This window comes from Streptomyces sp. NPDC058534 (genome assembly GCF_042717365.1).
Classification (GTDB): Bacteria; Actinomycetota; Actinomycetes; order Streptomycetales; family Streptomycetaceae; genus Streptomyces.
The window spans coordinates 1-10858 of sequence record NZ_JBHXNW010000072.1; the positions used below are offsets into that span (position 1 = coordinate 1).

At 72.1% G+C, this 10858-nt stretch carries 11 protein-coding genes; 7 read left to right on the forward strand and 4 right to left on the reverse strand.

Annotated elements, in window-relative coordinates:
* Positions 1 to 310 precede the first annotated feature (310 nt).
* Positions 311 to 619 carry a chorismate mutase gene (locus tag ACFWR9_RS33015; protein WP_383848585.1) on the reverse strand — a complete coding sequence of 103 codons (309 nt, stop codon included), beginning with the start codon at positions 617 to 619 and terminating at the stop codon, positions 311 to 313.
* Positions 620 to 980: 361 nt separating this feature from the next.
* Here ACFWR9_RS33015 and guaA point away from each other — a divergent pair, with 361 nt between their 5' ends.
* The gene (guaA, locus tag ACFWR9_RS33020; protein ID WP_383848587.1) at positions 981 to 2561 is read left to right on the forward strand and encodes a glutamine-hydrolyzing GMP synthase; all 1581 of its coding nucleotides are present in this window, start codon (positions 981 to 983) and stop codon (positions 2559 to 2561) included.
* 15 nt (positions 2562 to 2576) lie between these two features.
* Here guaA and ACFWR9_RS33025 read toward each other — a convergent pair whose 3' ends face one another.
* Positions 2577 to 3086 (reverse strand): pyridoxamine 5'-phosphate oxidase family protein, encoded by a 510-nt coding sequence (locus ACFWR9_RS33025; RefSeq protein WP_383848589.1) that lies wholly within the window; start codon positions 3084 to 3086, stop codon positions 2577 to 2579.
* Positions 3087 to 3224: 138 nt separating this feature from the next.
* Between ACFWR9_RS33025 and ACFWR9_RS33030 the strand changes: the two genes are divergently transcribed.
* The 3 genes from ACFWR9_RS33030 to ACFWR9_RS33040 all read left to right on the forward strand — a co-directional run bounded on the left by ACFWR9_RS33030 (position 3225) and on the right by ACFWR9_RS33040 (position 6223).
* Complete coding sequence (locus ACFWR9_RS33030; protein ID WP_383848591.1) at positions 3225 to 4028, forward strand: class II aldolase/adducin family protein; 804 nt, start codon at positions 3225 to 3227, stop codon at positions 4026 to 4028.
* Positions 4029 to 4243: 215 nt separating this feature from the next.
* Positions 4244 to 5539 carry a hypothetical protein gene (locus ACFWR9_RS33035; protein ID WP_383848594.1) on the forward strand — a complete coding sequence of 432 codons (1296 nt, stop codon included), beginning with the start codon at positions 4244 to 4246 and terminating at the stop codon, positions 5537 to 5539.
* Positions 5540 to 5686: 147 nt separating this feature from the next.
* Entirely contained in the window at positions 5687 to 6223 is a 537-nt protein-coding gene (locus ACFWR9_RS33040; RefSeq protein WP_383848596.1) for a DoxX family protein, read from the forward strand.
* A 36-nt stretch (positions 6224 to 6259) separates the two neighbouring features.
* Here ACFWR9_RS33040 and ACFWR9_RS33045 read toward each other — a convergent pair whose 3' ends face one another.
* Positions 6260 to 6508, reverse strand: coding sequence for a hypothetical protein (locus tag ACFWR9_RS33045; RefSeq protein WP_383848599.1), 249 nt, complete (start codon positions 6506 to 6508; stop codon positions 6260 to 6262).
* The gene (locus ACFWR9_RS33050) at positions 6495 to 7913 is read right to left on the reverse strand and encodes a PspC domain-containing protein (protein ID WP_383848602.1); all 1419 of its coding nucleotides are present in this window, start codon (positions 7911 to 7913) and stop codon (positions 6495 to 6497) included. Before ACFWR9_RS33050 ends, ACFWR9_RS33045 begins: the two co-directional genes overlap by 14 nt.
* 180 nt (positions 7914 to 8093) lie before the next feature.
* Here ACFWR9_RS33050 and ACFWR9_RS33055 point away from each other — a divergent pair, with 180 nt between their 5' ends.
* From ACFWR9_RS33055 to ACFWR9_RS33065, 3 genes are read left to right on the forward strand one after another with little or no spacing between them, the layout of a single operon-like run.
* Positions 8094 to 9386 (forward strand): PspC domain-containing protein, encoded by a 1293-nt coding sequence (locus ACFWR9_RS33055; protein WP_376350608.1) that lies wholly within the window; start codon positions 8094 to 8096, stop codon positions 9384 to 9386.
* Positions 9383 to 10129 carry a LuxR C-terminal-related transcriptional regulator gene (locus tag ACFWR9_RS33060; protein ID WP_383848605.1) on the forward strand — a complete coding sequence of 249 codons (747 nt, stop codon included), beginning with the start codon at positions 9383 to 9385 and terminating at the stop codon, positions 10127 to 10129. The genes ACFWR9_RS33055 and ACFWR9_RS33060 overlap by 4 nt, the downstream gene beginning before the upstream one ends.
* A 10-nt stretch (positions 10130 to 10139) precedes the next feature.
* Positions 10140 to 10706 carry a chloramphenicol phosphotransferase CPT family protein gene (locus tag ACFWR9_RS33065; protein ID WP_383848608.1) on the forward strand — a complete coding sequence of 189 codons (567 nt, stop codon included), beginning with the start codon at positions 10140 to 10142 and terminating at the stop codon, positions 10704 to 10706.
* The last annotated feature ends 152 nt before the right edge of the window (positions 10707 to 10858 follow it).

Below are 10858 nucleotides of genomic sequence, written 5' to 3' on the forward strand. Positions count from 1 at the left end.
GCGCCGCCATGTGGTCTTGAAGGCCGTTCCGACGGCCGGCCCCGGGCGTCCCCGGAGCCGGCCGTTCTCTTGGGTGACCGGGCTGCTGTCCCCTGCCGTCCGGTCACTTGTCTGGAGCGAGGTCCCACGACGTACGGCACGATCCGTACGTCTCATCGCTCCAGCGAGCCACGCGTGGTTCTCTCGGGCCCGCCCCTGGCTGACACGGACACCGGGACAACGAAGCCACTCGCGCCGCGGTCACGTGCCGTACGGGTGAGACGGTGCCCGAACTCAGATACGACGTCGGACACGACGTCGGATACGACCCTCAGACCCGCCCGCGGCACAGCTCCAGCATCGTCATCGCCAGCGCCGTCCCCGGCTTGCCCAGCGCCGAACGGTAGTGGTCGAGGACCTCCATCTCGCGGGAGAGGTTCACCCGCCGGCCGCCGGAGGTGATCCGCGCCTCCTGGATGACGGCGGAGACCGCCATCCGTTCCTGGATGAGGCCGATGATCCGGTCGTCCAGGGCGTCGATGCGCTCCCGGGCGCCGGTGATCACGTCGGCGGCCTCGGTGGTGCGCGCGCCGGTCTTGTCCGCCGCGGTGACGGACTCGGCTGCTGTGGTGACGGTCATGTCGGTGGCTCCTCGCCGATGGGTGGCGGTGCCCCGGACCGGCAGGGTCCGCAAACGCCAGGCGCCCCGGACCTTGTCGGCCCGGGGCGCCTGGGAAGTCGCTTGTCAGTTGCTCAAGCAGCACGACCATGGCAGCCGGTGGGCCGGTTGCCATAGGTAAACAGGAAGACCTGGTGCGTGAGCATGGCGTCAGTATGCCCGCGAGGACGGACGGTGTCCAAGCCGGGCCGTACATCGGGCCGCACGTCGGGCCGCACGTCGGGTCGCACACCGGGTCGCGCACCGGGCCGGGACGGGCCACCCGCCCGCCTCGGTAGAATCGGCAGCACAAGACCCCCGCCCGACCGCCGGAAGGCACCCCGTGTCATCAGCGACTCCCGCTGCCGCCGCCCCCGACACCGTCCTGGTCGTCGACTTCGGTGCGCAGTACGCCCAGCTCATCGCCCGTCGTGTCCGCGAGGCGCGGGTCTACAGCGAGATCGTGCCCAGCTCCATGCCGGTCGCGGAGATGCTCGCCAAGAACCCGGCGGCCATCATCCTCTCCGGCGGCCCCTCGTCGGTGTACGAGCCGGGCGCCCCGACCCTCGACCGCTCCCTGTTCGAGGCCGGCGTCCCCGTCTTCGGCATGTGCTACGGCTTCCAGCTGATGGCGCAGACCCTCGGCGGCACCGTCGACAACTCCGGCGCCCGTGAGTACGGCCGCACCGAGCTGTCCGTCTCCAGGCCGTCCTCCACCCTCTTCGAGGGCACCCCGGCCGAGCAGGCCGTGTGGATGTCGCACGGCGACGCCTGCTCCGCCGCCCCCGAGGGCTTCACCGTCACCGGCTCCACGGACGTCGTCCCGGTCGCCGCCTTCGAGAACGACGAGAAGCAGCTCTACGGCGTCCAGTACCACCCCGAGGTCATGCACTCCACGCACGGTCAGCAGGTGCTGGAGCACTTCCTGTACCGCGGCGCGGGCCTCACCCCCGACTGGACCATGGGCAACGTGATCGAGGAGCAGGTCGCGATCATCCGCGAGCAGGTCGGCGACCGGCGCGCCATCTGCGGCCTGTCCGGCGGCGTGGACTCCGCCGTCGCCGCCGCCCTCGTCCAGAAGGCCATCGGCTCCCAGCTGACCTGCGTCTACGTCGACCACGGCCTCATGCGCAAGGGCGAGACCGAGCAGGTCGAGAAGGACTTCGTCGCCGCGACCGGCGTGCAGCTCAAGGTCGTGGACGCCAGCGAGCGGTTCCTGGCCGCGCTGGCCGGGGTCTCCGACCCCGAGGAGAAGCGGAAGATCATCGGCCGCGAGTTCATCCGCGTCTTCGAGCAGGCGCAGGCCGAGATCATCGCCGACCAGGGCCCCGCGGTCGAGTTCCTGGTGCAGGGCACCCTCTACCCGGACGTCGTCGAGTCCGGCGGCGGCACCGGCACGGCGAACATCAAGTCCCACCACAACGTCGGCGGGCTCCCCGAGGACCTCGAGTTCCAGCTGGTCGAGCCGCTGCGCAAGCTGTTCAAGGACGAGGTCCGGATGGTCGGCCAGGAACTGGGCCTCCCGGAGGAGATCGTCCACCGCCAGCCCTTCCCCGGCCCCGGCCTCGGCATCCGCATCGTCGGCGACGTCACCAAGGAGCGGCTCGACCTGCTCCGCGAGGCCGACGCCATCGCCCGCGAGGAGCTGACCGCGGCCGGCCTCGACCGCGAGATCTGGCAGTGCCCCGTGGTGCTGCTCGCGGACGTCCGCTCCGTCGGCGTCCAGGGCGACGGCCGCACCTACGGCCACCCGATCGTGCTGCGGCCCGTCTCGTCCGAGGACGCCATGACCGCCGACTGGTCCCGGCTGCCGTACGACGTGCTCTCCAAGATCTCGACCCGGATCACCAACGAGGTCAAGGACGTCAACCGCGTGGTCCTCGACGTGACGTCGAAGCCGCCGGGCACCATCGAGTGGGAGTGACGCCCGGGACGGGCTCTATGCGCGCCTGACGGCGCGCAGCGGCTTTCCGGGCTGCCAGATCTGAACGACGAGATACGCGTCGTCCTCGACGCGGGTCCGCACGACCTCCGTCAGCTCGGTACGGAAGAGGTGGAACGGCTCCGGCGGTTCCACCTCTTTCACGTACCGGGCCCGGGTCGCGGCGTCCTCGGCCTCCACCGCCCGGCCGCCGATCCGGACGTCCCCGCCGCCCATGCCGGTGCCGTCCCCCGGGTTCGCCTGCAACGCGAAGCGCGGGTCGCGGCGCAGGTCGAGCGCCTTCAGCGACCCCGGCATCATGCCGAGCCACAGCTCCCCGTCCAGGAACCGCACCTCCAGGCCGGTCGTGCGGGGCGAGCCGTCCTTGCGGAGGGTGGCGAGGACATGGTGCGTGTACGCGCCGAAGCGCGCCTCGACGGTGGCGGCCAGAGCGGGTTCGGCGGTGACGAAACCGGCCCAGTTCGTGGGGGTGGCCGAGGGCGCACCCGATGACGTGCTTGAGGTCATACGCCGAGTGTGCGGCCGAAAGCCGACACCCTGTGTCGAGTATCGCGCCCGGATCTGTCGCACCGGCCGCACCCCCGGTAACTTCCGGCACGTAAGGCAATTCCAGTGCCGGAGGACATGCCGGAGGACAGAGGACACATGCACGGGACGCCCGGGGCCACTCCACCCCCGCCGCTGCCCACCGACAAGCTGCGGTTCGCGATGCCGCCGATGCACGACTCGGTCGAGGACGAACGCCGGCACCGCAAGGAACGGCTCGCGGGCGCGCTGCGCCTCTTCGGCCGGTACGGCTTCGAGGACGGCGTCTCCGGCCACATCACCGCCCGCGATCCCGAGTACACCGACTGCTTCTGGGTCAATCCGTTCGGCATGCCCTTCGCGCACATCACGGTGAGCGACCTGGTTCTGGCCAACTCCGACGGCCAGGTGGTGCAGGGCGGCCACCACGTGAACCAGGCCGCCTTCACCGTGCACTCCCAGGTCCATGCCGCCCGGCCCGACGTCGTCGCGGTCGCCCACTGCCACTCGGTGCACGGGCGCGCGCTGTCGGCCCTCGGCGACCTGCTCGACCCGATCACCCAGGAGAGCTGCGCCTTCTACGAGGACCACGCGCTGTACGACTCCTACTCGGGCGTCGCCGTCGACGCCGAGGAGGGGCGGCGCATCGCCCGGGTGCTCGGCTCCGGCAAGGCGCTCGTGCTGCGCAACCACGGCCTGCTGACGGTGGGCGACTCGGTGGACGCGGCGGCCTGGTGGTTCCTGTCACTGGAGCGGTCCTGCCAGGTGCAGCTGACGGCCCGGGCGGCGGGACGCCCGGTGCTGATCGACCACCGCCAGGCGGTCGCGACCCGGGAGCAGCTCGGCGGCGACCTGGTGGCGTGGATCAACTACCAGCCCCTGTGGCAGGAGATCAGCCGGAGCGAGCCGGACCTGTACGACTGACGCCTTCTCGCGACCGCGTCAAGGCGGTGCCCCGAGAGTCACCCCTGCTGAGCACGAGGGACCGGGGCCGCCCGGCGCGCGGGGGGCGGTGTACGGCACAATTCGCTGTCGCCCCAGGGGACTTGGGGGCACAGGGGTTCTTTCACGGATGTTCTCTCACGGATTCTCTTTCACGGATGTTCTTTCGCAGGGGTGCGGGAAGGCGGGCGTCGGGCGTGGCGGTGCAGGAGGCGAGACGCGGGAGCGGCTCGGACAAGGACGCGATCGAGGCGGCGCACGGCGGCGGCTGCACCTGCGGGGACTGCCCGCACGGCGCCCGGGAGGGGCACCGCCGGGCGGTCGCCGCGTTCCTGCGGCGGCGGGACGAGTTCGCGGCCGGGCAGGGGCTGCCGGCCGCCGTGGCCCACTCGGCCTCCGCCTCCCGCCAGTGGGTCTCGGAGGAACTCACCCAGTCCGCGGAACTCGTCGCCCAACGCGGTCGCGCCGAGGGTGACGCCTGGCTCGCGGGCCTGGGCCGGCGCACCGTGGCGGCCGTGTGGGCGGCGGTCGTCCTGCTGCTGCTCGGCCAGTCCCTCACCGCGATCGGCGCCGGCTGGACGGCGGCGCGCACGGCCGGACTCGCCGCCGCGCTGGTGGTGGCCGGGGCGCTGACGGCGGCCTCGTGGTTCCACCGGACGCGGGGCGGAGCGCTGGCCCCGGTCATCGGAGAGGACAACCGCCTCTCCACCTCCCGTGCCGTGGCGGCCGCCTGGGTCCTCCTCGTCGCCTACGCGGTGCTGGTGCTGGCCGGACAACTGGCGGTCGCCTCGGGCCACGACCGGCGCGACGCGCTGATCTCCGGCCTCGAACTCGGCCGCGCCACCGGTACGGTGACCGTGCTCGCGGTGGTGTGCGGCATCGCCGTCCTGGTGCGCCGCGTGGTCGGCCTGCGGGAACTGGGCCAACGCCTCCAGAAGGTACGCGCGGACCGCCCGCGCGCGTCCGACCTCCTGACGGACGACGCGGGCCGCGGGACCTTCGCCGACATCCAGTACGTCGTGATCAGCGCCGCCGCCCTGGCCTTCGCCGCGGTACGGCTGGCCCGGCGCCCGGAACAGCTCCCCGACCTGCCGTGGGGGCTCGCGGTGGTGGTGCTGGTGTCGGCGGCGACCTACGTGGCCGGCAAGTACGCCGAGGGCGGCCGGCCGGTGATCCTCTCCGTCGTCCGGGCACGCGAGGCCGGTGACCTGGACGCGCCGATCCGCACCGGCGACGACATCGAGATCCGCGGCGCCGGATTCGTACCCCCGGGCGCCCAGCGCGCGGACCGCCTGTCCCGCATGGTCGTCCGCATCGGCGCGGTCAACGTCCACGTCCCCCTGGTCCCCGTGACGGGCGGCTTCAGCAGCCCCACGGACGACGCGCTGACCGTCCCCGTACCGGCCGACGTGGAACCTGGCCGGGTCGACGTCCAGGTGGTCACCGGCGCCGGAGCCGAGACCAACCGGTACGCGATCGACGTCACGGACTGATCCCCGCCGGGCGACGCTACCGGCCGACACCAACCTGTCGAAACCGACAGCAAGAAACGGTTGCGGGAGGGTTGAGCGGGGCCCACGTGTCGTACGTATGGTCTGGTGGGGGGTCTCGGCATGCGCGGCGAGAGGCGGCTGGCAGTGATGACTCACGGTATGCGGGGCGATGTGTACTCCTCCCGGCAGAACGGCGGGGACTGGCGGGACAACGCCGCCCGGTACGCCCTCCTGCCCCTGCGGATCTTCCTCGGCGTCACCTTCATCTACGCGGGCCTTGACAAGCTCACCGACAGCGCCTTCATGAAGGACTCGGGCGCCGGTTCCGTCGGCGACATGATGCGCACCGTCCGGGACTCCTCGGCCATCCCCGCGCTGGTCGACATGGCCCTGAAGAGCCCGTCCGGCTTCGGCTACGCCATCGCCCTGGGAGAACTGGCCGTCGGCATCGGCACCCTGCTCGGCCTGCTCACCCGCCTGGCCGCGCTCGGCGGCGCGCTGATCTCCCTCAGCCTGTGGCTGACCGTCAGCTGGGCCTCCGATCCTTACTACTACGGCAATGATCTCCCGTACATGTTTTGCTGGGTACCTCTGGTGCTGGCCGGGGCACCCTACTGGTCGCTGGATGCCGTGATCAGGGGCCGACGGCGTGGACGAGGCCAGGGAGGCTCCCGCAATTATTAGCCTCCTCTTCAGGGACCACCGGCGCTCCGTGGGCCGTCAGCCGGGGAGGTCCGTCCGGGCTTCGGCCGGGTGGCCAGCGCCGCGGAGCGCTCCGCGGCGCCGGTGCACGGAGCGGGCCAGGACCCCGACCGCTCCCGCGAGGCAGAGCCCGCCCACGACGAGCGGGATCATCACGAACCACGGCGTCTCCCACAGCCCGCCCGCGTCACCGGCGTAGATGACGCCGGCCAGCATCAGGAAGAGGCCGGCCACAAGCCGTCCGGGCTGGAACCTATGACGCAGCACGGGCCACCTCCGCCTGTCCGAGGCCGATCTGAAGGTTGAGGTCCAGCGTGCCCCCGTCCTTGGCGCCCGCGGTGGGGGCCAGGGTGATCTCCTTGTGCTTGCCCGGTGCCACGTCCACGTCCTTCTCGTCGTCGCCGGGCAGCTGGATGTCGCCGACGCCCACCTCGACGCTGAGCCGCACGGTCACGTCCTGCGGCACGACGACCTTTATTCGGCCCACGCCCACATTGGCGAGGGTGGTCACCGTCTGCCCGTCGGCCAGGTCGAGCCGGGAGAGGTCGAGGATGCCGCTGCCCGCCCCGACCTCGTACTGCTCGCGTACGTCGGTCACCGCCGTCGGCTTCCAGGTGGTCCGGGTCCACTCGGTGCCCACGTCCTTCGGCACGGCCGCCGACCCGGCGAGCAGCCCCGCCGTGATGATCGCCAGGAAGACCGAACCGGCTCCCGTGCGCCCCAGGAAGGCGCTGACCGCGATACCGAGGCCGAAAACGGCGAGGGCGCATGCCAGTCCGGTCTGGAGACTGGTGCCGAGCGGCTGGTCGTCCCAGGTCAGCCGGGTGCCGAGGAAGCCGGCGAGCAGGGCGAGGAGGAACACCCAGCCGCCGATGCCACGCGGGCCGCCCGCCCGCGGGGACCGGGAACGCCGATCACCCGGCGGGGTGTGGCCGCCCCGGTGCGGGGCGCCGCGGCCGATGTTGACGGCCGCGGCGATGTCGCGCTCGTCGGAGCCCGGCGGACCCCACAGATAGCCCGTACCGCCGTCATGGGTGCCGTCCTTGACTATGGGGTCCCGCCACCACGAGGGCCAGGTGAACATGATCGGGGGCGCCTGCGCCTCCGGCGGGGCGTCCGCGACGGCCTGCGCGGCCATCGGGTCGGGGGCGGGAGTCCTCCGCACCCGCGACCAGTACCCGGCGCCCGCGAGGAGGAGGGAGAGGACGACGGCGAAGGTGAGCACCCCGCCGTTGTTCAGCATGGTCAGGAAGACTCCGCAGCCGACCAGGGCGAAGAGCACCGCGGCCAGGGCCTGACCGTCGACCCGGCCGGTCAGCAGCTTGCGCACCTCGTTCTCGTCCTCGTCGTCGGCGGGGACGAAGAGCCAGGCGAAGCCGTAGAAGATGAGGCCGATGCCGCCGGTCGCGGAGAGCACCGCGAGGGTGATGCGGAAGATCACCGGATCCAGGTCGCACTGCCGGCCGAGGCCGGCGCAGACCCCGGCGAGCGTCCGGTGCTGCCGGTCGCGCCGGAACTTGTGCGGCGGCCCGGGGACGCCGCCCGCGCCCGGGTCGGTCGCGGCACCCGTGGCATCCGCGGCGGGCGCGGCATCCTGCGGCCCGGCACCCCGTGGAGGGCGCGGGCCGGAGCCGGGTCCCGGACCCGTCGCGGCGTGCTCGTGATCTGTCATGAGTCCATGGTGACGGGCGCGGCGTCCGGACGGCAGTCGGTTCGACCCTGGTCGGACCCTGATTTCGGCCCTGACATGGGGCCCGGGGAGCGTTCGAGGCAGCGGCGGCCCGAAGATCAGGGGAGTATCGGGGGCCGACCCTGATGCTCCGCCTCCCGCACCCGTGTGACCATCAGAGTCATGCCGGAAGCCGCAGCAGCACCCCTCGTCGAACCGCGGCCGCCGCGCAAGCTCTACCGCAGCAGCGACGGACGCTGGCTGGGTGGCGTGGCGCGGGGGCTGGCCGGTCATCTCGGGTTGCCCGTCATCTGGGTGCGGTTCGTCTTCGTCGGCCTGTTCATGGCCGACGGACTGGGCGCGCTGCTGTACGCGGCCTTCTGGTTCTTCGTGCCGTTGGGCGTCGGCGGCGTCGACGCCCAGAAGCCGCCGTCCCTCGTCACCGCCGAGACCTCGCCCGACGGCCGCCGCAGACTCGTCGCCCGCAAGCCGGACAAGGGCCAGATCGTCGCCCTGCTCCTCATGGTCGTCGTCGCCCTGGTCTTCGTGGGCAACGTCGACCTCGGCGGCGGGGCCCGGGTCTACCTCTGGCCGACCGTGCTCGTCGGCGCCGGCGTCGCCCTCGTCTGGCGCCAGGCGGACAACGCGCGCCGGGCCCGCTGGGCGGAGGTGGGACGCCACCGGCGCACCGTCACCCTGCTGCGCTCGGTGGGCGGCGTCCTGCTGGTGACGGCGGGTGTCACCGGCATCTTCGTCCTCCAGGGCTCCGCCGCCCACCTCGGTTCCGTCCTCCAGGCCGCCCTCGCCGTCCTCGTCGGCATCACGCTCCTCGCCGGTCCCTACCTGGTGCGGATGACGCAGGACCTCTCCGAGGAGCGGCTGATGCGCATCCGCGCGCAGGAACGCGCCGAGGTCGCCGCCCACGTCCACGACTCGGTGCTGCACACCCTGACCCTGATCCAGCGCAACGCGGAGAACGCGGGCGAGGTGCGCCGCCTCGCCCGCGCCCAGGAGCGCGACCTGCGCTCCTGGCTCTACAAGCCGGAGGGCAACGGAAAAGACGAGGACGACGAGCCCACCACCCTCGCCGAGGCCGTGAAGCGCAATGCCGCCGAGGTCGAGGACAAGCACGGAGTCCCCATCGAGGTCGTGGTCGTGGGCGACTGCCCGCTCGACGACAGAATCGGCGCACAGATGCAGGCCGCACGCGAGGCGATGGTGAACGCGGCCAAGTACGGTGGCGAGGGCGGCGCCGTGCAGGTCTTCGCCGAAGTCGAGGGCAGGACGGTCTTCGTGTCCGTCCGGGACCGCGGCCCCGGCTTCGACCTCGACTCGATACCCGCCGACCGCATGGGCGTCAGAGAATCGATCATCGGCCGCATGGAGCGCAACGGCGGCACGGCGCGACTGCGCGCGGTGCCGGACGGCGGCACGGAGGTCGAACTGGAAATGGAGAGGGCGGAGAAGACGTCATGAGCGACCCGACCGAGGGGAACGGGACGGCGGGAGCGGACGAGGCGGCCGAGCCCGCGCAGCCGGCCGGCGGCACCGCGGGGGAGCGGCGCGTGCGCGTGGTGCTCGTCGACGACCACCGCATGTTCCGCACCGGCGTCCAGGCCGAGATCGGCCAGACCGCGCAGACCGGCGTCGAGGTCGTCGGCGAGGCCGCCGACGTCGACCAGGCCGTCACGGTGATCACCGCGACCCGCCCCGAGGTCGTGCTGCTCGACGTCCACCTCCCGGGCGGCGGTGGCGTCGAAGTCCTGCGCCGCTGCGCCCCCCTGATGAGCGACACCGAGCGCCCCGTCCGCTTCCTCGCCCTCTCCGTCTCGGACGCGGCCGAGGACGTGATCGGCGTGATCCGCGGCGGCGCCCGCGGCTACGTGACCAAGACGATCACCGGCACCGACCTGGTGAACTCCGTCTTCCGCGTTCAGGAGGGCGACGCCGTCTTCTCCCCGCGCCTGGCCGGCTTCGTCCTGGACGCGTTCGCCTCCACCGACGCCCCGCCGGTCGACGAGGACCTGGACCGCCTCACCCAGCGCGAGCGCGAGGTGCTGCGCCTGATCGCCCGGGGCTACGCGTACAAGGAGATCGCCAAGCAGCTGTACATCTCGGTGAAGACGGTCGAGTCCCACGTCTCGGCGGTCCTCCGCAAGCTCCAGCTGTCCAACCGCCACGAGCTGACCCGGTGGGCCACGGCCCGGCGGCTGGTGTGACCATGCGTGCATGGCATCTGGCCGGATCATCTTTCTCAACGGCACCTCCAGCTCGGGGAAGTCGAGCATCGCTCAGGAGCTTCTGGCGATCCTGAACGACGGTGTCTTCTTCCACATGGCGGTCGATGGCTTCAACGCGATGCGGACCAAGCGAGACCTCGCGGCCGAGGAGCTCGACGCCGCCTTGCGGCGGACGAGGATGGGTTTCCACCGCTCCATCGCGGCCATGGCCGAGGCAGGCAACGACATCGTGGTCGACCATGTGCTCAGTGAGCCGTGGCGGCTGCTCGACTGTCTGAGGGTGCTGCGTGCCGAGGACGTACTGTTCGTGGGTGTCCACTGCCCGCTGGACGAACTGATCCGCCGCGAGCTGGCCCGGGGCGACCGCCCTTCGGGCCTCGCGGCGTACCAGTACGACCTGGTGCACAGCCACGGTGACTACGACCTGGAGTGCGACACCAGCACGGCAAGCCCCCGCGAGTGTGCGCAGCGCATCAAGGAGTTCCTCCCGTACCGCCCCAGTCCCACCGCCTTCACCCGACTCCGCCTGAGGCACGCCGGCTCGGCCTTCACCTGAATCTTGCGAGGAGGCTCCGGCGTTCACGCCGGGGAGAAATCGCATCCGGGTGTCGGGGGGGGGGGGGGGGGCCCGGGGGGGGCCCGGGGGGGGGGGGGCCCCCCCCGGTGGCAGGCCCGGCCCCGGGGGGGTTTGGGGGGGTTTTTAAAAAA

Coding starts and splice junctions, on each gene's coding strand:
- ACFWR9_RS33015 (WP_383848585.1), bottom strand. CDS start 619: ATGACCGTCACCACAGCAGCCGAGTCCGTCACCGCGGCGGACAAGACC.
- ACFWR9_RS33025 (WP_383848589.1), bottom strand. CDS start 3,086: ATGACCTCAAGCACGTCATCGGGTGCGCCCTCGGCCACCCCCACGAAC.
- ACFWR9_RS33030 (WP_383848591.1), top strand. CDS start 3,225: ATGCACGGGACGCCCGGGGCCACTCCACCCCCGCCGCTGCCCACCGAC.
- ACFWR9_RS33040 (WP_383848596.1), top strand. CDS start 5,687: ATGACTCACGGTATGCGGGGCGATGTGTACTCCTCCCGGCAGAACGGC.
- ACFWR9_RS33050 (WP_383848602.1), bottom strand. CDS start 7,913: ATGACAGATCACGAGCACGCCGCGACGGGTCCGGGACCCGGCTCCGGC.
- ACFWR9_RS33055 (WP_376350608.1), top strand. CDS start 8,094: ATGCCGGAAGCCGCAGCAGCACCCCTCGTCGAACCGCGGCCGCCGCGC.
- ACFWR9_RS33060 (WP_383848605.1), top strand. CDS start 9,383: ATGAGCGACCCGACCGAGGGGAACGGGACGGCGGGAGCGGACGAGGCG.
- ACFWR9_RS33065 (WP_383848608.1), top strand. CDS start 10,140: ATGGCATCTGGCCGGATCATCTTTCTCAACGGCACCTCCAGCTCGGGG.